The 23,693-nt window shown below is 36.2% G+C and carries 19 protein-coding genes, 2 pseudogenes and 1 riboswitch; of the genes and pseudogenes, 19 read left to right on the forward strand and 2 right to left on the reverse strand.

The genetic code is table 11. The annotated features are described in order from the left end of the window. Window positions 1-5 precede the first annotated feature (5 nt). From M3206_RS00540 to M3206_RS00565, 6 genes are all read left to right on the forward strand, one after another. Entirely contained in the window at window positions 6-443 is a 438-nt protein-coding gene (locus tag M3206_RS00540) for a PTS sugar transporter subunit IIA (RefSeq protein WP_251310562.1), read from the forward strand. A 1-nt stretch (window position 444) separates the two neighbouring features. After that, on the forward strand, window positions 445-1,581 hold the full coding sequence (locus M3206_RS00545; protein WP_251310563.1) for a mannitol-1-phosphate 5-dehydrogenase: 1,137 nt from the start codon (window positions 445-447) through the stop codon (window positions 1,579-1,581). Between the two features lie 171 nt (window positions 1,582-1,752). After that, complete coding sequence (locus M3206_RS00550) at window positions 1,753-2,217, forward strand: DUF4188 domain-containing protein (RefSeq protein WP_251310564.1); 465 nt, start codon at window positions 1,753-1,755, stop codon at window positions 2,215-2,217. 298 nt (window positions 2,218-2,515) lie between these two features. Continuing rightward, window positions 2,516-3,868, forward strand: coding sequence for a glycosyltransferase family 2 protein (locus M3206_RS00555; RefSeq protein WP_251310565.1), 1,353 nt, complete (start codon window positions 2,516-2,518; stop codon window positions 3,866-3,868). Window positions 3,869-4,357: 489 nt separating this feature from the next. Then, the gene (locus M3206_RS00560) at window positions 4,358-4,723 is read left to right on the forward strand and encodes a cupin domain-containing protein (RefSeq protein WP_251310750.1); all 366 of its coding nucleotides are present in this window, start codon (window positions 4,358-4,360) and stop codon (window positions 4,721-4,723) included. A gap of 502 nt (window positions 4,724-5,225) precedes the next feature. Beyond that, window positions 5,226-5,735 (forward strand): GrpB family protein, encoded by a 510-nt coding sequence (locus M3206_RS00565; protein WP_251310566.1) that lies wholly within the window; start codon window positions 5,226-5,228, stop codon window positions 5,733-5,735. Between the two features lie 327 nt (window positions 5,736-6,062). Here M3206_RS00565 and M3206_RS00570 read toward each other — a convergent pair whose 3' ends face one another. Then, window positions 6,063-7,745 carry a NucA/NucB deoxyribonuclease domain-containing protein gene (locus tag M3206_RS00570; protein ID WP_251310567.1) on the reverse strand — a complete coding sequence of 561 codons (1,683 nt, stop codon included), beginning with the start codon at window positions 7,743-7,745 and terminating at the stop codon, window positions 6,063-6,065. A 445-nt stretch (window positions 7,746-8,190) separates the two neighbouring features. After that, window positions 8,191-9,570: an amino acid permease gene (locus M3206_RS00575; protein WP_251310568.1), complete on the reverse strand. Its 1,380-nt coding sequence runs from the start codon at window positions 9,568-9,570 to the stop codon at window positions 8,191-8,193. Between the two features lie 158 nt (window positions 9,571-9,728). Then, a riboswitch (glycine riboswitch) is annotated at window positions 9,729-9,809 on the reverse strand. 259 nt (window positions 9,810-10,068) lie between these two features. Here M3206_RS00575 and M3206_RS00580 point away from each other — a divergent pair. From M3206_RS00580 to M3206_RS00635, 13 genes and pseudogenes are all read left to right on the forward strand, one after another. Beyond that, window positions 10,069-10,188 (forward strand): FbpB family small basic protein, encoded by a 120-nt coding sequence (locus M3206_RS00580; RefSeq protein WP_251310569.1) that lies wholly within the window; start codon window positions 10,069-10,071, stop codon window positions 10,186-10,188. A gap of 254 nt (window positions 10,189-10,442) precedes the next feature. Beyond that, window positions 10,443-10,782, forward strand: a pseudogene (locus M3206_RS00585) (MFS transporter); the annotation flags it as partial. Between the two features lie 366 nt (window positions 10,783-11,148). Further along, window positions 11,149-12,279: a polysaccharide deacetylase family protein gene (locus M3206_RS00590; protein WP_251310570.1), complete on the forward strand. Its 1,131-nt coding sequence runs from the start codon at window positions 11,149-11,151 to the stop codon at window positions 12,277-12,279. 446 nt (window positions 12,280-12,725) lie between these two features. Then, on the forward strand, window positions 12,726-13,187 hold the full coding sequence (locus M3206_RS00595; protein WP_251310571.1) for a CarD family transcriptional regulator: 462 nt from the start codon (window positions 12,726-12,728) through the stop codon (window positions 13,185-13,187). Window positions 13,188-14,206: 1,019 nt separating this feature from the next. Beyond that, window positions 14,207-14,539, forward strand: a complete 333-nt coding sequence (locus M3206_RS00600; RefSeq protein WP_251310572.1) for a metal-sensitive transcriptional regulator — start codon at window positions 14,207-14,209, stop codon at window positions 14,537-14,539. A gap of 15 nt (window positions 14,540-14,554) precedes the next feature. Further along, on the forward strand, window positions 14,555-14,761 hold the full coding sequence (gene copZ, locus M3206_RS00605) for a copper chaperone CopZ (RefSeq protein WP_251310573.1): 207 nt from the start codon (window positions 14,555-14,557) through the stop codon (window positions 14,759-14,761). Window positions 14,762-14,839: 78 nt separating this feature from the next. After that, window positions 14,840-17,251: a heavy metal translocating P-type ATPase gene (locus tag M3206_RS00610; protein ID WP_251310574.1), complete on the forward strand. Its 2,412-nt coding sequence runs from the start codon at window positions 14,840-14,842 to the stop codon at window positions 17,249-17,251. An 11-nt stretch (window positions 17,252-17,262) separates the two neighbouring features. Further along, on the forward strand, window positions 17,263-18,126 hold the full coding sequence (locus M3206_RS00615; protein WP_251310575.1) for a hypothetical protein: 864 nt from the start codon (window positions 17,263-17,265) through the stop codon (window positions 18,124-18,126). Window positions 18,127-18,774: 648 nt separating this feature from the next. Then, window positions 18,775-18,999, forward strand: a complete 225-nt coding sequence (locus tag M3206_RS19150) for a spore germination protein (RefSeq protein ID WP_425590688.1) — start codon at window positions 18,775-18,777, stop codon at window positions 18,997-18,999. A 234-nt stretch (window positions 19,000-19,233) separates the two neighbouring features. Then, the gene (locus tag M3206_RS00620) at window positions 19,234-20,742 is read left to right on the forward strand and encodes a recombinase family protein (RefSeq protein WP_251310576.1); all 1,509 of its coding nucleotides are present in this window, start codon (window positions 19,234-19,236) and stop codon (window positions 20,740-20,742) included. A gap of 107 nt (window positions 20,743-20,849) precedes the next feature. After that, window positions 20,850-21,233, forward strand: a pseudogene (locus tag M3206_RS00625) (sigma-70 family RNA polymerase sigma factor); the annotation flags it as partial. An 81-nt stretch (window positions 21,234-21,314) separates the two neighbouring features. After that, window positions 21,315-21,596 (forward strand): alpha/beta-type small acid-soluble spore protein, encoded by a 282-nt coding sequence (locus tag M3206_RS00630; protein ID WP_251310577.1) that lies wholly within the window; start codon window positions 21,315-21,317, stop codon window positions 21,594-21,596. Window positions 21,597-21,881: 285 nt separating this feature from the next. Next, the gene (locus M3206_RS00635; RefSeq protein WP_251310578.1) at window positions 21,882-23,663 is read left to right on the forward strand and encodes a M3 family oligoendopeptidase; all 1,782 of its coding nucleotides are present in this window, start codon (window positions 21,882-21,884) and stop codon (window positions 23,661-23,663) included. Window positions 23,664-23,693 lie beyond the last annotated feature (30 nt).

Raw genomic sequence — 23,693 nt, forward strand, 5'->3', positions numbered from 1 at the left:
TAGAAATGGCAAAAGAAATCTTATCAGCAGAAAACATCTTATTGAATCAAAACTTTTCGAACAAAGAGGAAGCGATTAGAGGCACAGGGCAAGTTTTAGTAGACAAAGGGTATGTGGAAGCGGCATATATCGAAAAGATGCTTGAGCGTGAAGAGCTAACTTCAACATACATGGGTAACTTTGTTGCAATTCCTCATGGAACAGAAGATGCAAAGAAGTCTGTGAACGAATCAGGACTATCTATTCTACAAGTTCCAAGCGGAGTTGACTTCGGTGACGGTAATATTGTAAAAGTATTGATCGGAATCGCTGGAAAAGACAACGAACACTTAGAGATCCTATCCCAGATCGCGATTGTATGTTCAGAGGAAGAAAACATCGAAAAGCTTGTAAATGCTAAATCAGCACAAGAGATTCTTGAACTATTTTCAGAGGTGAATTAAGATGTTAGCCGTACATTTTGGAGCCGGTAATATAGGTAGAGGCTTTATCGGAAGCCTTCTTTCCGATGCTGGTTATGAAGTTTGTTTTATTGATGTTAACGAAGAGGTTGTTAATCTTCTAAATGAAAGAAAAGAATACCGCGTTGTTCTTGCTGATGAAGAGAGCAAGGAAACCCTCGTTAAAGGGGTTAGAGCGATCAACAGCATGCAGCATCCTGAAGATGTTATTAAGGCGATTGCAGAAGCTGACCTAGTTACAACAGCCGTTGGACCAAACGTTCTTCCGATCATTTCTGAATCCATCACGAACGGATTAAGAAAAAGGGTTAAATTAGATAACCCTCTTAACATTATTGCCTGTGAGAACATGATCGGTGGGAGTGTATTTCTTAAGGAAAAAGTTTATGAAAAACTGTCTGACAGCGAGGGAAAACAATTCGATAAACTTTTTGCATTTCCAAATGCAGCGGTTGATCGAATCGTGCCCAATCAGGTGAATGATGATAAGCTCATGGTTTCGGTTGAACCTTTCTTTGAATGGGCAGTTGATAGATCTAGCATGATTGGTGAGGTGCCGAGTATTGAAGGTGTTACTTGGGTGGATGACCTGACGCCATATATCGAGCGAAAGCTGTTCACAGTTAACACGGGACATGCCGTAGCAGCTTACACAGGCTACCAAGCAGGTATGAAGACGATAAAAGATGCGATGGAAAACCCGGAAGTAGTTGATATTGTTAAAAACGCTCTACAAGAAACAGGTTCTGTCTTAGTTGAAAAATATAACTTCAATAGTGATGAACACCAGCAATATATTGAAAAGATCATCGGCCGGTTTACAAATCCTTATATAAACGATGAAATTCCACGAGTGGCGCGCGGCCCATTACGTAAGTTGGGAAGAAACGACCGTCTGGTGAATCCATCTGTTCAATATTTGGAGTATCTTCAAAAAGAGCCAACCTATTTAGTGAAGGGTATTGCAGCTGCACTTAAGTATGACTATCCTGAAGATGAAGAAGCTGTAAAACTGCAAGCATTGATCGAAGAGAATGGTATGAAGGAAGCCGTTCAAGAAGTTTGTGGTCTGCAAGAAGCTGATCGTTTAGTGAAGTTGATCTTAAAAGAGTTAGAATAAGAATCGGTTTACATGAGTGGCAACTATAAAGGTTGCCACTTTTTTATGTTAAGACATTTTTTTAAAAGAAGTACTGATTTAAGGAAAATAACCTAAAACTAAATACCCATCCATTTATTGTTAATTTAAGGTAAACTTATACCATTATAGACCGTAAAGGGGAATGTTTTTATGAAAATTAATAAAGGAAGATTTACAGCAGAAGTAGAGGATGATTTCGTATTGTTTATCATAGGTATGCGTATCAATAAGTTTTTCTCTTTCCATAAATGGATTCCTGTTTTAAGAGCGATGGGCCCCATGATCAAAGAGTTATACCGAAATCCGCAATTAGGTTTTCTTCATACTGAGCTCCTTATTAGTTGGAGAACGGTTACCCTGATTCAATATTGGAGAAGTTTTGATCAACTCGAAGCCTATGCTCATGGTAAAACCCATTTGGGGGCTTGGAAAGACTTTAATAAAAAAATAGGAAACGATGGGACCGTTGGCATTTTTCATGAGAGTTATAGAATCGCAAAAAATGATACAGAATCCATATATAGTAATATGCCACGGTTCGGACTTGGAAAAGCACAGTCCTTAGCTCTAGTAACGAAAAAAACGAATTCGGCTAGAGAGAGAATTAATAAATAGTAGGTAGACATAACTACTTTAACAATCGTGGTTGCATTTCTTCATAAAGGAGAAGTGCTTTTTTTATTTAATTCATGCATCTCACGAATTTTATCTCTAGCAAATCAAAAAATCTAATTTTACTTATTTTCAAATCGATTATATTAATCTTTATTAAACATTTCTAATTATAGGAAAAAAGATTACGTTTTTGTAAAGTAAACCCTTACATTCCATCTATATGAATTTTAACCCACAGAAAAGGGTCACCTAGCTCCAAGTTATATGAACATAACGTTTAGGAACTAGGAGGTTTACCTTGGATTCTTTGCTTTTGTTTTTCTTTATATTGTCGATCGCGTTCCCTGTAATTCATTCGATTAATTGTTTACCTTTTTTACAAAAGAAGAGTAAAAAACCCTTCCAGGCGAATGCCCAGAAAGGTATCAGTATTTTAATACCATGCTTTAATGAAGAAGATATCATCGAGACATCGGTAAGCTGTATGAAACAACTAACCTATCGAGATTCAGAAGTCATTTTCATTAACGATGGTTCGTCGGACAGAACGCTAATTCTATTAAATAGTCTGTTGAAGTTTAAACCTTTTTACAAGACTGTCAAACAAGAACTCCCTTATAAAAAAGTGAAAATGGTCTACCAATCAGAACTATATCCTCATATTTATGTAGTGGATAAATATAATGGGGGTAAAGCAGATGCTTTAAATGCCGGGATTGAGTATTCGGACAAGTCTCTTGTTATTACTCTCGATGCTGATACGATTCTAAACGATGATGCATTGAGGGCTGTTAATGATACTTTTCAGGATGAGAATGTCGTGGCTGCCGGTGGTATGGTACACGTTCTGCAGACAAAACCTGCTCAACCTTTATATGGGTTATCTTTAAGTAATACAAACCTCTTGGTGCAGGCCCAAACCTTGGATTTCTTAAAAGCATTCTATGTTAACAAGGTTTCATTAGCTCGCTTTCACGCATTAGCCGTTATTTCTGGTGCTTTTGGTATTTTTACTAAAAAGGCTCTACTCGATGTGGGTGGGTACCGATCAACAATTGGTGAAGACATCGACATTACCTTGAAAATGCATCAGTATATTTCCAAAAAGAAAAACAGAAGAGTAACCTTAATTCCGGATGCAGTCTGTTATACAGAATTGCCAGAAACCGTAAATGATCTATTTAAACAGCGTGTTAGATGGCAAAAAGCTTTTGTAGATTGTTTACTTTATTTCTTGCCTTTCTTGTTAAAATCATTGTTAAAAAAACCCGTATCCTTCTTTTATTTATTTGAAGGTTTCATCTCAGGTACACTCGCCGTTTATTTTATGACTGCTGTTTTAGTTTTTAATCTATTTACTGGAGAAGTATTCTCCCTTTCTTTTTTAATCATCTACACTTTATGTATCTTTATTATGGGATACGCCTATGATGTCCTCGCTGTATTTCTATCAGATTATCACGGCTATTATTTTCAAGATAAAGATCGTAAAGTATTGCGGGCCATCTTTTTCGATCTATTCATCTATCGTTTTATTACCATAATGGCAGTGGTATACGGTACTATCGCTTATTTCTTTAACAACAAAAGTTGGAATAAAGTCGCAAGAACGGGTCGTAAATATCAAGTTGAAGAGAAAACCGCAGCATAGGTATGAAAAAGTATAGATTGCTATAGTAAAAGCCCCGGCATATGCGGGGCTTTTTATATTGATCTTCATAAATTGCTTGCATATTGCTCATAAAGCTATCCCCTAGTTCATTTATAATTCTAGAATTATCACGTTGCATTTTGGTATTTAAAACACTGTTTAACTGACTTACCCATTGTGTATAAAGGATTAAACGAAGCTAAATCGAATATATAAATTAGGATTAATAGGATGCAGTCCTTATAACAAACGTAGCAGGATTGTTGACTAAAAACCTTGTTTTTTATTTGGGATTAATCAATTTATTATGAGGTGTATTTTTATGATAGTAATGATAAATGGAGCATTTGGTGTAGGGAAAGCCAATATCTACTGAACTTCTGAATGAGATAGAAAATTGTATGTTATTTGATCCTGAAGATATCGGCTATATGCTAAGGAATGTTATCCCTAACGAAATCAAACGTATACACTTCTGGGGGGATCTATATCGATTATCAAGCTATTAATCTAAAAGAAAAACTGTCCCGATTTAGTGAACATTGGTCGCCAAAGGTCATTGGTGAAATGAATAATTATCAATTTAAGCTAGTCAAGATACTAGGTGATTTTGTATGGCACGATCATAAAGACACCGATGAGGTATTTATCGTCTTAGACGGCGAGATGGTCATCGCGTTCCGAGACGGAGATGTTAAACTCTCCGCAGGAGAGATGTATGTGATCCCAAAAGGGGTGGAGCATAAGCCATATGCAGAAAAGGAATGCCATATCATGTTGGTAGAGCCTAAAGGTGTAGTCAATACTGGTGAAACAAGTTCGGAACTAACTGCTGAAAACGATATATGGATTTAACAAAAAGAATAGACAATGGTTTGGGTTAAAGTGAGTATTAAGGCATATAAGTTACCCGAGAAACGGGTGCATTTCTGTGATAAGAAAGGCACTTTTTTATAAAAAGGGCCAGATTGTGGTTGCATTAAATAAAGGTTAGATTATAAAAACGCTCAGAGTAATTTTAACGGGTTCTCTTTTGGAGTACAAAACAGAAAAAAGTAATACAAAAATTCGCATATGAATTAACTTGCTTATTTTTGTTGTTATATCAACGTTTTTTGAGTTTTTGTGTTCGAATTAGCACCGTAATTCGCATAGCTTTTAGTAGGATGAAAATAATTTCTGTCACACTGCGTTTTGGTATGTAATTTCACCTGTTAAAAGGCTTACCTATTTTGGCGAAAAGGATTAGCCGACAGTTAAATCGAATATATAATTAGATTAAAAGTATGCTGTTCTTATTCAACAAACGTGAAGGATTGTTGAATAAATAAAAATTTTGCAGGAGGAGCAAGTGGCGATGAGAAAGACAGAAATACTTCCTTGGACAGAAGAATGGGGAAAAGTATATGTGAAAGAAGAAAATAAACTCAAAGAAATTTTTAAAGATGAGCTAATTGAGATTTACCATATAGGTAGTACATCAATACCTTCAGTAGGCTATGCAAAACCAATAATAGATATCTTAATCGTTGTAAAAGATATCGAGAAAGTAAATCTATTCAATGAGGAAATGTTGTGTTTAGGGTATGAACCAAAGAATGAACACGGAATAACAGGAAGAAGATACTTTACAAAAGGTAAACATAAAAGGTCTCATCACATTCATATCTTTCAACTTGGAAATAAAAACATTGACGCACATTTATCATTTAAAGATTACTTAATCAATAATCCAGAGGATGCAAAAAATTACGGCGATCTTAAAAAGATTTTGGCAAAACAGTTCCCTGATGATACGCATAAATATCAAGAAGTTAAAGAGAAATTTGTAGGTGAATTAATTAAGAAAGCAGTTGATTGGAAGTAAACTAAGATTCTTGTTCTTCCGCAACCGGGTGCGATTGCTAAATAAAGCACTGTCCAATTGTAATCAATAAAAATGCTAAAAGCACTGCGATTTGCAGTGCTTTTTCGTTTGATAATTTATATGCGATTTTCTACGTTTTTTAACTTTTTGTACTCCGAAAGAGAACCCGTTAGAGTAATTTCTGAGCGTTTTATTTTGCGTTTATGTGGCTAATTAGTGGTTGAATTCTATACTAATAAATATGTTAGTTACATTGTTATTCGCAATTTTCTCTCCCAAAACGGAATTCGTTAAAAAAATCAGGTCGTTTTTACATTATTTACATAATTAAGGGATTGCATATACTTCGACGGTAAAGCTCTCGCCATCGGTATTTTCAGGTCTGGCGATATAGAAATCTTCACTCCTTTGGATTTCTGTCTCAGAACCATCTTGTAGATCATAGAAGATCGTTTCATCCACACCAAAGCTGATGTCTTTCATAACGTCGAATTTCGCATCTTTAGGACCGTCGACGATTTTCCACTGTAACTTGGTCGCGTAAGGAGGGATGTTTGCGATGGTGAAGTTATCACTTGATCGGTTATCCTGTCCGTCCTGGGGTTGTCCTTCCGATCGGACCGTCGCTATTTTTTCCGGCGCTTCAACTTGGACATGGAATTGGTCTCCGTCTAGGATACGGTCATATGCGTACCATGCACCAAGCCATGTTCCTGCAGCTTGATTGGAATCCGATGAGATGAGTCTTAACGAAAAGTTGTCCAATCCATTCGTTGCAGACCCTTCCCATGTGGAAGCAAACGGATACTCGTCACAATCCTTACCGGTGCGATCCTCATCCTTGAAGAGGTTGTCACATACCCTTCTAGTCTTGTTGCGATTTTGGCTATATTCCTCGGGGTGGCGTTTCGTATACATACGAGTCAGTGCGCTCTTACCGACAGCGCCAGGTATTTTCTTTCCAACGAATTTCGGTTTCGTCTGTTCTGGATGATCCATCGCGAATTTCCAGTGTTCTCCGGCTTCCGCTAACATGGAGAATTCGGGTTTCGTTACCGGAACATTCATGATTGGTGTTGCTTTGCTAAAAACTGCACCTTGCCAGAAATGTTGGTTAGGGAATGCGAACATGTATCTGGCTGAATCGTAACGGACGGTTTGCTTGATGCCATCAATCGTTTTAACGAATTTTCTTGGTGCATGTTTAATGGTGAGTTTAGGCCAGAAATCCATGTAACCCACACGATCGGGATTGGAATCGGTCGCTGGAGGTGCATCTGAGAGAAATTCTTCTGAGCTGAAGTTTATATTTTTCCATTGGGCGATTGTTCGTTCAGTTGGTGGCTGGTCAGGATTCTCTTTACAATCACCAGGATTTAATTTGGATTCACAAACCATATCGATTTCAAGTTTTACCCCGTTCATAGATGGATCGGTCACCATGATATCATCAATTGAGTAAAAGACCCTCATTTTTCGACTTTGGTTAGAACCATATCCTATTTCGGTAAACTGGAACTGAACGCCTTCGTATAAACAAAACCCTCCAAAGCATTTTGTAGGAATTTGATAAGTCGCTACATGAGACCAACAGAACGAATACCGATTCTTGATATAGCCTGTTTCCGAACTGCTATCCGGGTTGTTTCGGCATTCCTCGACCGTTTGGATGTGATCATAATCGAATTCCGGCGGTACCCATCCAACAGCTGTTTTGATCGGTGGCGACATATTTGCATTATAGCTCGCTTTGTTTTCTTGATCTTTCTTTCTCAAGTCATCTAAAGACTGGAATCCTTGTTTTACTTGCTGCTGGTCCTGATTGACCCCGTACTCTTCGATGGACTTACCTTGCTTCATTAACTCAGTTGCCTTTTCAATCGTTTCCTTGTCGTTCTGGAGCCAATATACTCCGCCATCGGTAGATGCTTGTGCTTGTGGGGGAGTAATTAAACCGACGACCAAAAACAACAGAACTACTGAAATAAGATGTTTGTATAACCTGGACATCAAATCCCTCCCGAATTTTGGTTTAAAGTAATTACGGCTTCTCTTACAACGATTGAACTACTTCTACTATTGTCAATAGTATTAAATCGCCGACAGGGTACTACAGGAAAATGGATTTTACAATGCAAACCAAAGAAATTAATCCCAATCACCTACATATGTTTACAAATTAATACTTAAATAGGAAAAGGAAAACATTTCAAAAGACCTGTAATCTCTGCACAAAAACTAGCAGGGGATGATAAGTTTTGAGGTAAAATTAACATCTATTAACCATTAGAGATAGTAAAAGACGGATTTGGCTTAGAGGAACAGAATGGGTGGAGTATAAAAAATATCAGTGAAAAGTATCAAGCACATTCCTATCATGGAATGTGCTTGATCTTAATGATGATCATGGTATTATATGTTCACTACAATATTTATATCGCTTTTAACGCATCTATTAAATAATATTCTGGTTTTCTGTTACCTCGGAATCTTCCTTTTGCTTTCTAGTACGATATAAGATTAATAACAGTATAAACCATAAAGGAGTTAACAATAAGGCTGGACGAGTTTCTTTTGCGAACAGCATAATAATAAGAATCATAGCAAACAATGACAGGACAACGTAATTCATAAATGGTGTGAATGGTGCTTTGAATTTTGATTTTGATTGTAATTGGGGACGTGTTTTCTTATATTTTAAATGACAGACAAGAATGACACCCCAAACCCAAATAAAACAAATCGCACTAATGGTTGTCACAATCGCAAAAGCTTGTTCAGGTACAAGTTTGCTTAAAAGAGCTCCTACTGATACAACAAATGTAGAAATAAATAAAGCATTTCCTGGTACATGATTTTTATTCAGTTTTGCAAAATGGGATGAACCCTGATTATGATTACTTAAACTAAATAAGATACGGCTCGTTGAAAACAATCCACTATTACAAGCAGAAGCAGCTGAAGTTAATACTACAAAATTAATAATTCCTGCTGCGATTGGAATTCCGATTAAACCAAACGTTTTTACAAAAGGACTTTCTGCTGCATTTAGTTCTGTCCATGGGTTAATACATAATAGAACGAAAAGAGCGCCAACGTAGAAAAATAAAATCCTTAAAGGAATTTTATTAATAGCCGAAGGAATATTTTTTCGTGGATTAGATGTTTCAGCTGCAGATATACCTACTAATTCCACACCAACATAAGCAAAGATAACCATTTGGAATGAGAGTAAGAAGCCTGAGATTCCGTTTGGAAAAAACCCTCCATGTTCCCAAAGATTATTAATCGTGACCGATCCTGCATCTGTTTTTAATCCCAATACTAGTAAAACAATCCCAATACTAATTAATACGAGAATAGTTATTACTTTTATTAAAGCAAACCAAAATTCCAATTCTCCAAAAAGCTTAACAGTTAATAGATTAAGTCCTAATAATATGATCAAGCAGATAAGTGCGGGTATCCATTGGGGGATATCAAACCAGTATTTCACATATACACCAACTGCAATCACATCAGCCATCGCTGTCATGATCCAACAGAACCAATATGTCCAACCTGTTACAAACGTGGCTAAAGGTCCAAGGTAGTCTTCGGCGATGTCGGTCAATGATTCATACCCTGCTTGAGATAACAGTAGTTCTCCAAGCGCTCTCATAACAAAAAAAATAGCAATCCCTACGATTAAATAAGCAAAGATGATAGAAGGACCTGCCAATTGAATAGCTTTACCGGATCCTAAGAATAATCCCGTACCAATCGTACCGCCTATTGCGATGAGTTGAACGTGTCGATTTGATAAATCCCTTTTTAATCCTTGTTGTTGTGCCAAAATAATCCCACCTTAAAATCAATAAATAATTTAATTTGAAACCGTGAGAAATAAATTCCTCAATAAAAAAAGAGATTGGAGGTCCTCCAATCTCTAGATCATAAGAATATCAAATAATGTTTGTTGTGCTTACTTTTTCAGCATGACAAATAAATACTTGGTACTCTTCTGTCCTTTTGCCTGAGATTGTGAACCCTTCGGCGCCGCAAATTTACCGCGGTCTCTCCAGAAGCTGCTCCTGCTATAGTCTGATCCATAGCAATCATAGCTTTGCATTGATTAAATTTTCTTGTTAGGTATAACTATTGTCGAATAGTTATTAATTCTAGTATTAGTTGAATGTTATGTCAAGAATAATAATTAGGTAACGAAAGAGTACTAAAAAAGGAAGATATAGGTCATTTAATTTTCTAAATATTCAATGATTTGTAACAATTTCAAGATAATCATGGTGAAAGTTCAGGATATAATAAGCTTAAGCAAAGGAAGGTGAATATAATGAGAAAGAAGAATTTAATTTCCTTTAAAGAATTAGTAGTTAAAAATAAAAAAGAACTACTACAAGATAAAAAGATGCTTGAGCGTATTGAAAAGCGTTTAGAAACAAGACACAATTAACTAAAACCTCTTATATATTTGTGTTGGAATTTCGTATATTTTAAAAAGCAGCCGTAACTTTCGGCTGCTTTTTCTTAGTAGTAAGGGATATAAAAATAATCTAGTTGTTGTCAAGGAGTTGTGATGAGAACTTCTATTAGGATATGTATTTTAATCTCAATGATTAAGTAAGTACAGACAGTCAATATGCAATTTGTGTGTTAAGGATAAGAGAACCCTTATTCTTAACAAAGTTAACGAAAGGAGTGTACGGGATGGAAAAGGAAGTTCAGCAACAAACAGGTGAGAAATTGATGCTTATATTAATGTTTACGCTAATCATTTCATCGATGAGTGCATTAATGTTTAACATCGTACTCCCTGATAGATATTAGTAAAGAGTTTAATCTTTCTATCTCTCAAGTAAGTTGGTTCTCTTCTGCGTATGCTCTGATTTATGCAATTGGGACAGTGACTTACGGGAAGTTAGCTGATAGCTACAAGCTCAAAAATTTGCTGACGTTCGGATTGATATTTTTTGCGATCGGTTCACTGGTCGGTCTAGTTTCACAGTCATTCTGGTTAGCACTTGTCGGAAGGTGTTTGCAGGCAATAGAACTGGTGAAGAGCTTTTAAAGAAAGACAGTATAGAGGGGTTTTTATTAAAACCAATTAATTCAATATAGGGTACATTTCTTCAAGGAAAAAAATAAAAAAGTCATCAGCAGTGATCTGTTACTGTAATGTTTTCCAACCATGCATGTTTAGTTCATTAGTATGAGCATTTAGATGTCACTTAAAGGGGATTTACAGCAAAAACTATTACCAGATTCGAAGTCTCACAGTCTTACATAGGGATTAATAGTTTATACTCCTAAGATTAATATAGGAAATAATTCCTGATTTCTCCCATATCTGTAACTGAAAGGTTACTTAATGCGTCTAATCAAGAAACCAAGTGATTAAGACATGGGGTGCGATATGAAAAATTTTATTTTCCTGCTTTTATTATTGGTACTTATGTCCGCCTGTTCCATTCAAAGTAAAGGCTCGATATCAGAAGAAACAAAACCGAAAAAGAACGAAAAGGTCGTGATAATAGATAACAAAAACCGAAAACCTATAATTCCTGATCCGATAACAAATGAAGAACTGGAAGTGTATAAAGGTCCGGTTGAACATATTTTTTTTCATCCTCTTGTTATTTATCCTGAGCTGGCGTTTGATGGTGACGCCATGTCTCAAGGATACAAGGACTGGTTCATCACTATAAAAGAGTTTAATAAAATTATTGAATCACTTTACAAAAATAATTATATTTTGATCAAAATGTCTGATCTGTTTGATGTAAAAGATAAGAATGGAAAAACAATCCTCGAAAAAAAAGAACTAAAACTGCCTAAAAACAAAAAGCCACTCGTCCTTTCTGTTGATGATTTAAATTACTATCAATATATGAGAGAAAACGGAAATGCCTATAAATTAATTATAGATAATGAAGGCGAGATAGCTACGTATTCAAAGGATTTGAATGGGGTCGAGTCCATTTCAAGAGAACAGGAAATCGTACCTATCCTGGAATCTTTTATAAAGGAGCACCCTGACTTTTCCTTTAACGGTGCACGAGGCATACTAGCTTTAACCGGATATGAAGGAATCTTAGGGTACCAAACACATGAATTAACAAAAAGCAGCTATCCTCAAGAAAAGGATACTGCCTTGAAAGTTGTCAATAAATTAAAACAGGATGGCTGGGAATTTGCATCACATGGCTATGGACATTTGAACACAAGAAACATCAGTTTGGAAAAGTTACGCTCTGATACCGCTAGTTGGAAAAGAGAAGTCGAACCGTTGATAGGGAAGACATCTATCTATATTTATCCTTTCGGCTCCAGTGTCTTGCCAGAAGATGAAAAGTTCAAAGCCTTGCAGGATGAAGGGTTTTCAATTTTATGTTCTGTAGGACCAAATCCTTATCTCAAGTCGAACGATCAGTTTGCCATGATGGATCGAGTCCATATCGATGGTGTAGCTTTTGAACAACAAAAGGATATTTTAGCCCGATTTTTTAATAGTGATGAGATCATTGACCCTTTAAGATACCAATAATCATATTATTTTTAAAAAGCTTTTTAATTAAAACATAACTCTACAATGTCTTTTTCTATTGAAAAGTAAGCACATGGTTAAATCGCATCGGAATTCGTTGCGGTTTTTTCATTGATATGTACGTGTGTTTGCGAACTAACCAATACATTTCATTGGATCATAAGCTTCTATTATTGTAACTCTCCATTCCCCTCGACACTTCTATAAGTGTAAACACAATGGAATAACCGAAGTTAGCCTTTTCAAACATAATAGGGCAGGTTTCCAATAGATCTTCCCTTTATTGGTAATCCTACACTTCCCTATCGTTTGATATTGTATTTGATTGAAATTTTTAGAAAAAAGTTATTGACAACGAAAATAAAGAAATGATATTATAAAATTTTTGATAAAAAACCTAATATGTGGTATGCTGTATAAGGTTACCAAATATGGAGGTGGATTAAATGTTTCAAATTGGCGATAACATTGTTTATCCAATGCACGGAGCAGGTATAATTGAAGCCTTAGAAGAAAAAGAATTCCCAGGGGAAAAACATCAGTATTATGTCATAAAAATGTCAATCAGTAATATGCAAGTTATGATTCCTACGCATAAAATATTGAGTTCAAGTATACGACCAGTTACTAATATAGGTGCATTAAAACACATTATACACATTTTTCAGCATGGAGAATCAGATAGATTACTACCGTGGAAACAAAGGTATAAAGTAAATACAGACAAATTAAAAACAGGTAAAATACAGGAAGGTGCTGAAGTTGTACGTGATTTAATGCGTATGAAGAAAGAAAAAGCACTTAATACAAGCGAAAAAAAAATGTTGGATAATGCATATGAATTTTTGATTAGTGAACTTGAAGTAATTGAAGGAATCACTGAAAATCAAATAAAAAGTTTCTGTTAAGGTTAATTATAGATAATATAATGCTTTCCAAAAAATATCTTTACTTTTTACGGGATATTATGATTAGGTATTTCAAAGACATTCAACTCTTCAAAGTTACTTTTAGAACATTAACCTCTTTGTTTTTCTACAATTTAATCCATTTTTATTTTCTTAAACCTCTTCTACGAACATTTGAAATTTTATCAAAAAACTCGACAATATTAGTCACTTAATATTTGTAATACTGATTCACACTGGCACGGACAAGGAGCCGTAAGGATGGAAGAGAGGTAGGGCTTTCATTGTTTTAGGTATATCTAAGTGATTATTTTTCTAGAAGGAAAAAACAATCAATCTCACTTCTATCATTAAGAATTTCTTACATCCATTGTGACAGTAAATTGGAATTGTTTATCTTCTTTTTTTAAAAGATACACGAGTTGGTAGTATAACTATATGGTAAACGATAAAAATGAAGAATTTCTAGAACGATTGTTAATATTGTTCTTCAACAAAAAGGTCAACCAGAAATTCTGGCTAACCTTATATTACGAGCGGGTGCTTATTTGAAATAGATAAGTATCTTTTTTATTGGAATGAAATCAAAAGAAGTAAACATAAAATCAACAAATCATCATCCCAGCCATAATATCAGAAAAAAGCCCTTCAACCATCAGATGAAAAATGGAGTTTTGAACCAATTAATAAAACCGCCAGACTACTAAATAAAATAGAAATAGTGTGGCATACAGCAAATTATTTTTAAAGTACTTACCTAAATAAAATCCCGAGGCTAGACCCATACTCATAGTGTAAGCCATTACATATACCCTATTATTCATTAAGGAATCTTTAGCTTTATAAAAAAGAAGATCGAAAAGTACAGCAGTGCAAATCACTAAAACTTCTAAAATGTAAATTGACATTTTAGCCCTCCTTGTCCTTCCTTCATTCTAAGTTATGAGAAAATTAAATTTAGGCTTTACATAGGGTAGGGGGGTATAGTAATATTTGAATTAAATAAAGGAGGTTATCTGATGGAAATAGCTAAACCAGATGATCTAAATAATGATCAATGTTGTGATACGAATGAACGGAAGAGTCATCATTCAGATAAAATAAAGAGCAATTTGATTACACGTTTGAACCGGATAGAAGGGCAAATTCGAGGTGTTAAAGGATTGATTGATCGCGATACTTACTGTGACGATGTGATCACCCAAATTGCAGCTATACAATCAGCATTAAATAGTGTAGGTAAGATATTACTTGAAGGTCATTTGAAAAGTTGTGTTGTGGAGAGAATTCAAGAAGGTGACGAAGAAGTGCTGGATGAACTACTTGTTACTGTAAAAAAATTAATGAAATAATAGGGAGAGATTAAATTGGAAAAAATCACATTAAAAATTGAAGGCATGTCTTGCAATCACTGTGTAAATGCTATAGAAGGAAGCGTTGGGAAGTTAGACGGAGTATCACAAACAAAAGTAAATCTTAAAGAAGGTAACGTTGAGGTAGAATATGATTCTTCAAAAGTAAACCTAAATGAAATCAAAGAGACCATCGATGATCAAGGTTACGATGTAAAATAAATTGCGTGCTATCATAGCACGCTCTCTTTTCAGTTTAAATATACCCCGTATGGGTATAAGGGAGGAGTGGTGAAAACTATGAATAAAAGTGAAACAACATTGCAAATATCCGGTATGACATGCGCCGCATGCGCCATTCGAATTGAAAAAGGTTTGAACAAGTTGGAAGGGGTCGATAAAGCAAGTGTAAACCTTGCTCTTGAAAAATCCACTGTTTCTTATGACCCGAATCTCATAAAAGTCTCTGATATCGAGAAAAAAATCCAAGACCTTGGTTATGGAGTCGTAACTGAAAAGGCAGAGTTTAACCTGACAGGTATGACATGTGCTGCTTGTGCAACAAGGATTGAAAAGGGATTGAATAAACTTCCGGGCGTAGTAAAAGCCAACATCAACTTAGCTCTGGAAACAGGTGCTGTTCAATATTCCCCTTCTGAAGTGTCCGTTTCCGATATGATTAAAAAGGTAGAACAATTAGGATATGGAGCATCTCTAAAGAACGAAAGTAACAAAGAATCTGTTGATCATAGGGCAGTTGAGATCGAAAGACAAAAAGGGAAATTCATCTTTTCTGTCATTCTCTCATTCCCATTATTGTGGGCAATGGTTAGTCATTTTGAGTTTACATCTTTCATCTATCTGCCTGATATGTTCATGAATCCATGGGTTCAATTGGCACTCGCGACACCTGTACAGTTTGTTGTAGGGAAACAGTTTTATATAGGAGCATATAAAGCGCTTCGGAATAGAAGTGCAAACATGGATGTACTAGTAGCACTTGGAACGTCTGCAGCTTATTTCTATAGTCTGTATCTATCAATCCTTTCCATCGGTTCCAATCAAGGGATGGTGGAAATGTATTTTGAAACTTCGGTGGTATTAATTACGCTAATCGTGTTAGGAAAACTTTTCGAAGCCAAAGCAAAAGGGCGATCCTCAGAAGCGATTAAGAAGCTGATAGGACTGCAAGCTAAGACCGCTATCGTGGTTCGTGATGGTAAAGAGATCGAAATAGCGATAGAAGAAGTGGCAGCTGATGATATCGTATATGTAAAACCCGGTGATAAAGTACCGGTCGATGGTGAAATTATCGAAGGCCGTTCAGCTGTAGATGAATCGATGCTGACAGGCGAGAGTGTACCTGTCGATAAGACAGTGGGGGATACCGTAATCGGGGCAACCATTAATAAAAACGGGTTTTTAAAAATAAAGGCAACAAAAGTAGGAAAAGATACGGCCTTGGCTCAAATCATAAAAGTTGTTGAAGAGGCTCAAGGTTCGAAAGCACCGATTCAACGTCTAGCTGACCAAATCTCTGGTGTATTCGTGCCTATAGTTGTAGTCATAGCTATTCTTACCTTCATCATCTGGTTTGTTTGGGTGAGTCCCGGAGAATTTGCTGTTGCGCTTGAAAAATTGATTGCTGTACTTGTTATAGCTTGTCCTTGTGCACTTGGTTTAGCGACTCCAACATCAATCATGGCAGGCTCTGGCCGCTCCGCTGAGTTTGGTATTTTATTTAAAGGTGGAGAACATTTAGAAACCACTCATCGAATCGATACAATAATTTTAGATAAAACAGGTACGGTTACAAACGGTACACCAGAACTTACAGATATCATTGTGGAACCTTCATTCAGTGAAGAAGAAGTATTAAAACTCGTAGGTTCAGCAGAGAAAAACTCTGAACATCCATTAGCACAAGCGATTGTGCAAGGGATAACCAATAAAGGGATCGAGTTAACGGACTCGGAGGATTTTGATGCCATTCCTGGATTTGGAATTAAAGCCATAGTTGCAGGTAAAACACTTTTCATTGGTACAAGAAAACTAATGAAAGAAAACGACATTATCATCAATGATCCTGATAAAAAGATGGAGGAGCTTGAAAAAGCCGGTAAAACCGCGATGCTCGTATCAATAGACGGAGTATATGCAGGTATTGTTGCCGTAGCTGATACGATCAAAGAAACATCAAAAGATGCAATTTCCCGATTAAAAGAAATGAATCTTAAAGTCATCATGATTACGGGAGATAATCGGCAAACTGCTAAATACATTGCTGAACAAGTGGGAATTGAACAAGTGATAGCTGAAGTTCATCCTGAAGGAAAAGCAGACGAGGTGAAAAAGCTACAGGAGGTAGGTAATAAAGTAGCCATGGTCGGAGACGGGATAAATGACGCTCCAGCTTTAGCCGTTGCAGATATCGGGATGGCGATTGGAACCGGAACCGATGTGGCTATGGAGGCTGCTGATGTAACTCTGATTCGTGGTGATCTTAACAGTATTGCAGATGCCATCTACATGAGTAAAAAGACAATACGAAACATCAAACAAAACCTTTTCTGGGCTTTTGCTTATAACGTGTTGGGTATCCCTGTAGCAGCACTAGGTTTTCTGGCGCCGTGGCTTGCAGGAGCTGCGATGGCATTCAGCTCGGTGTCAGTTGTTCTGAATGCACTTCGATTACAAAAAGTAAAACTCTAGGAGGGGATTTTATGAAGGACAATATTGTTTTAAGGTGGGCATTGTCGGCTGTAATGATACTCGTTATAGTGATTGGGAGCTATTCGGTATATGCAAAATATGCAGAACCATCAATTAATGAACATGCAAATCATGGTGGAGAACAGAAGACAACTGATTCATCTGATACAAAAGAAAATGAAAAGCACGGTGATGGCCATGGTGACCATAGTGAGAGTCACGGTAATGTATCAAAAAATAGTGATATTACACCAACTCTGCATTACAAAAACAATCTAATTCATATTGAATTGAAAGATAAAGAGGGGAACCCAGTAGAAGAATTAGAGATCAATCATGAGAAACTGATGCACTTGATCATTGTGAATGATGATCTGCAGCAGTATTATCATCTTCATCCAGTCAATAAAGGCAAAGGTGTGTTCGTGATACAGCACCAACTTAAAGATGGTCACTATAAAGCGTTTGTTGATATCAAACCAAAAGATAAGAATTACGTAGTCCAGCCTTTGTCTTTTGAGGCTGGAAACGGTGGTACTCATGGTGGACACGCAACCATAAAACCAGATGCCGCGTTCACAAAAACAATTAATGGTCATACCGTTACAATGAATCCAGATACCTTTAAATCAAACGAAGAGATGGTTCTAGATTTTGATTTGAAGAACGTAAAACCTGAGCCATATCTCGGTGCACTTGGCCATGTTGTCATTCTAGACGAAGGTGGGGATAAATATGTTCATGTCCACCCCCTATCAGAAACAGATACAAAGTTTGCCACAAAATTCGACCGGCCAGGCATCTATAAAATTTGGGGTGAATTTAAGATAAATGGAAAAGTAAATGTGTATCCGTTTGTTGTAGAAGTAAAATGAGTTATTCGTTCGATTTCTCAGGACGAGGTGAGGTATTTTATGGAATTATCTGGCGTTTCAAAACACGTGTTATTGTGTAATGGAGCTAGCTGCATGAAAAAAGGCGCTGAGGAAATTTCGAATGCCGTCCGAAAAGAAATTAAAGATCGAGGTTTATCAAATAAAATTCATACTACAAAAACCTTATGCAACAGAAGATGGGTTAGATTGTTGAATAGCAAAAGCAAGAATGAAATGATTAGATGTGTTTTTACCCCATCTCAATTTTAAAATTGAGATGGGGTTTGTCTACGTTCTGAGGAAGAGGTAAGAACCTCTTCCTTTTTTGTTTTTTTAATATTGAATGAATATGTGCATTAAAGTGAAATACGCTTTCCATCACCGGAATCAAAAGATGCTTGTGTAAAAAGAAAAAATTATTTAGTGCTTACTTAAACAAAAAGATTGAATGTAAGGGAATATCAATCCTATTTTTGATTTCTTACATCAATTCTTAATAAAAATGGAACTAATTGTTTTTATTAAACATATTGTAACTTAAATTCTAGGCTAAGGAATATAAAAAATGGTACGCTTGATGGTTTATATTGAAATTTTTAGTACCAAATGAAAAATCAAAAATTACAAAAAGCTTGAAAGGGGAAAAATATGTCTTCACTCATTTCAAAAGGAATTAATATAAATCGGATAGCTCCCAATTCAGTAGCTTCGTTTGGAGATGCATTCACAATTTCACCCCACCATAGTTTTAAAGCCAACGGAGGTTCAGGAAGTTTGAATACTGGAAATAATAAAATAATCTGCAATGGACCCAGCTACACGGTTACAATCGATAATGATAAAAATGATAGTAATAATTCAACCAATCTCTAAAAAACAAAAGTCTTTTTAATATCGTTTTTTAATAGGGCCTTTAAGCTGTCTGGGTTTCTACCTTTTATTAAAAACCAATTAAATTTAAACATGAAAGTAAACAAGCCCACTACGCATACCTTTTAGTGAGGTGATGTGGGATGCATATCAAAATCATTGAAGGTACCTCTGCTGGGAAGATCAGGTATTCTTCCTACTCTTATCTGAAGGAAAAATACAGAAAGGAGAAGCTCAATGATTGCGATCTATGCAAGGGTGAGTACAGAGGAACAAGCGAAGAAAGGATTCAGTCTGGAAGATCAGATCAAGGAATGCCGAAAGAAAGCACAGACTGATGATGTCATCGAATATGTTGACCGGGGAGTTTCCGGGGAAATCTTGGACCGTCTTGCCTTAACAAGACTCCGAAACGATGTACGCGCAGGAATGATTACAAAAGTGATTTGCCTGGATCCTGATCGTCTCTCCAGAAAGCTGATGAACCAACTGATCATTACCGATGAGATTGAAAAACGTGGGGTAGAGCTTGTATTTGTGAATGGCGAATATAACAAAACTCCTGAAGGTAACCTTTTTTATAGCATGCGAGGTGCGATTGCGGAATTTGAGAAGTCCAAGATCAATGAACGTATGAGCCGGGGCAGAAGAGAAAAAGCAAGACAGGGGAAAGTCCTGAGAAACTTTCAGATTTATGGTTATGATTACGATAAAGAAAATGGAAAAATAATCATAAATGAAGAAGAAGCGAAAATTGTTAGGCTTATTTTTGACTTGTTCACTAAACCCAACCATATGGTAGAAGGTATTAACGGTATCGCGAAATACTTAACAAGTAAAGGAGTTCCGACAAAAAGAGGAGCTAGAGTTTGGCACCGTCAAGTGATCAGACAGTTGTTGCTAAATCGTGTTTATATCGGTGAATTTTATCAAAATCGTTGGAACACAGAAGGCATGCTTGGTAACAAGTTTAAACCCAAGGAAGATCGAGTTCCTATGACAGAGCGGCCAAAAGAGGAATGGATTAAAATTGAATGTCCAGCCATTATCGACGAAGAACTGTTTTACCATGCTCAAAAGCTTCTGGGTGAATCTAGACGCAGGTGGGCTAAAAAAGGGAAAAGAAAATACTTATTAAGCGGCTTGATTCGATGTGCGGACTGTAAAAATACAATGGTTGGTGTTACAAGTACGAATTGGGGAAGAAGAGTATTTTATTATACGGATAAGAAAAATTATGCAGGTGCAAAACATCCTGGATGTGGTCAAAGAATCCCTGTTGAAAAGTTAGAGAAAGAAGTATGGAACGCAATACTTACATGGTTAAATGAACCTAATGAAATAGTAGCAGCTACTGAAAAAGAACAAAGCGATCTTTCAATGGATTTTGAAAAGATTGAGATCGAAAGACTTGAAAATGAAATCAAAAAAGTAAAGGGTGGCCGTAAAAAACTTCTGAGCTTATTCACTCATGACTTAGATATTTCTGAAGAAGAAATTAAGCAATCGTTACAAGATCTTAAAGAAAAAGAAGCGAGAATTCTAAAAGACTTAAACGAGCTGAAAACAAGAATGAAAGTGAACAAATATCATATATATGGAAAGAACTTAATGCAAGAAGCTGCTATTTTTTATTTGTCAAAAGGGCAAGAAGAATTGACCTTTGAGGATAAAAAAGCACTCATTCGCCATGTTGTAAAAGAGATCAAAGTATTTAAAGATCACGTTCAGATTAATACGTTCTAAAAATCCAAATGAATCTTATCCTACTTAAGATTGTTTCTTAAATCAGACTCTTCATACGTTTATTGAATCCACCAATAAAACCTAAATCATTTCTCAATGTTATTGACATTAGAATCGAAATACTAATGCATCTACGAGCACTGAAGAAAACGAAGAAAGATGTATCTCTGCATGATCCGATTGGTACGGATAAAGAAGGTAATGAGATTACGCTTATTGATGTTTTGAAAGCAGAAACGGAAGATGTCGTTGATGCGATCCAATTAAAGATGCAAAAAAAGAAAATTTATGATTATATTCATGTACTGGATGACAGAGAAAAAGAAGTAATCGTCGGGCGATTTGGGTTAGACCTGCAAAAAGAAAAAACACAAAGAGAAATTGCTAAACAGCTAGGGATCTCAAGGAGTTATGTTTCACGCATTGAAAAGAGAGCGCTCATGAAATTGTTTCATGAATTTTATAGAAGCCGTCAGCAAACGGAAAGATAATACATTCAAACAAGGCTGGTAATATTTACAGCCTTTTTATTTTTGGCTACGGGCAAACTAAAGAAAAAAGGAGTTTTTAAAATGGCTAGAAGAAAAAGACAGCCTGTCGTCCCAGAAGCACGTGAAGCATTAGATAAATTAAAAGCAAAAGTAATGAAAGAAGCAGGATACAACGTCTCGGAACAATCTCCTGATGATGTGAAATATTCTGTCGCAAAAGACATGGGTGTAGAACTCGCTAAAGGCTATAATGGAACGATTACCTCAAAAGATGCAGGGCGTGTAGGAGGCGAAATCGGAGGAAGAATGGTCAAAGCACTCATTCAGCAGGCAAAAGCAAATTTAGGTAAACAAGCTCGTTAAGAAATAAAGAATATCGGGTTTAAATCATTAAAACAGGGAATAGAATAGGTAAAAAACAGGAGGCGTTGTTATGCAGGAAGCTGTTATGTATGGAGCATTTGTAGTGATGTTAGCCTATTTTATTTATGCCGCCATCGCAGAATAAATAAAAAATCTCTCCAAATCGGGGAGTTTTTTTATGCAAAAAAATAATTATTAATAAAAATAAACTTCATAGTCGATTTTTGTTTGAATATTTTTTATAATAAGAAAAGAATGTAAATACGTACATAGGGGGGGAAGATTATGTTACTACAAGATTTGAGGCAGACATGGGAACTTGATTCTGTTTTTCCTGGCGGAAGCGATTCAAAAGAACTACTAACAGAAATAAAATGGGCGGAAGAAGAAGTTAAAACCCTCTTTAAAAAAACGGAGGAGTTTACTTTTTCTACCGAGAACTTTTTAAACTTAATCTTTGACATGCAGCGTTTGTCTGAAAGGCTATCAACAACAGGATCATTTGTTGGCTGTTTGATCGCACAAGATGTTCATGATAAAAAGGCGATGGCACTTCGTGGACGTTTAGAATCTATTTATGCAGCTTTTTCTAATGTAGGTTCAGCTCTTGATAAAGAGTTGATGGAAATCTCTGAAGATACTTGGGCTGATGTAGTAAATCTACCTGAGGTTAAAGATATTGCATTCACACTAAATGAGAGAAGAATGCTCGCCAAGGAGAAATTAGGTATTTCTGAAGAATCTTTAATCAATGACCTTGCCGTTGATGGATACCATGCATGGTCTACGTTATATGATCTAGTGGTAGGAAGAATAAATATTAAAGTTGAGATCGATGGTAAAGAAGAAGAATTATCAGTAGGTCAAGCAGAAAATAAATTTTCTAATCCTGACCGCCAAATTCGAAAAGATACATTTGAAAAGTTCGTAGAGGCATGGGATAATGAAGCGGAATTTTGTGCAGCTTCACTTAATCACATTGCTGGCTTCCGAAACGAGATCTATAAACATAGAGGCTGGAAAGAAACATTAAAAGAACCTCTTGCGATAAACCGTATGAAACAAGAAACACTTACAGCCATGTGGGATGCTATTTCTTCTCAAAAAGATATATTTGTGAAATACCTAGACCGTAAAGCAGAATTACTAGGTTTAGAAAAACTGAGCTGGTACGACGTTGACGCACCTCTTTCATCTGCAAACAGCAAAATGAGTTATGATGAATCTGCGCAGTTTATTGTTGAACATTTCCGCTCGCTTGCTCCTAAAATGGCGGATTTCTCAGAGAAAGCTTTCCTTCAAGGTTGGATTGAAGCTGAAGACCGTGCTGGAAAAAGACCAGGAGGTTTCTGTACAGGATTCCCGACTAAGAAGGAAACACGTATTTTTATGACGTTCTCTGGGACACTAAACAATGTTTCTACATTAGCACATGAACTTGGCCACGCATTCCATTCAGATGTGTTAAAGGAATTACCATACTACGCAACAAATTATGCGATGAACGTTGCTGAAACGGCATCTACTTTTGCTGAAATGATCGTTGCAGACGCAGCAGTTACAAATGCAAAAACAAAAGAGGAGAAGATTGCTCTTTTAGAAGATAAAGCGCAACGTTCTGTAGCATTTTTCATGAACATTCACGCCCGTTTCTTGTTCGAAACAAGAATGTACGAAGAAAGAAAGAACGGTCAATTATCCGTAGAACGTCTGTGTGAGTTGATGGAAGAAGCTCAAAAAGAAGCATTTAATGGTGCTCTAGCGGAGTATCACCCTTATTTCTGGGCATCTAAACTTCACTTCTACATTACAGATGTACCGTTTTATAATTTTCCTTATACATTTGGATACTTATTCTCAGCTGGGATCTACGCCAAAGCGAAAGAAGAAGGACCTGCCTTTGAAGAGAAATATATCGCGCTTTTACAAGACACTGGAAAGATGGAAGTAGAAGAATTAGCACAAAAACACTTGGGAATCGATATTACGAAGCAAGATTTCTGGTTAAAAGGAATCGAATTAGCAGCTGAAGATGTTGAGGAATTCCTTGAATTAACTCAAAAATAAAAAATATCGAGCTTATCACTCTAATCGTAT

Origin of the sequence: Fictibacillus phosphorivorans, assembly GCF_023715845.1 — a bacterium.
Classification (GTDB): Bacteria; Bacillota; Bacilli; order Bacillales; family Fictibacillaceae; genus Fictibacillus; species Fictibacillus phosphorivorans_D.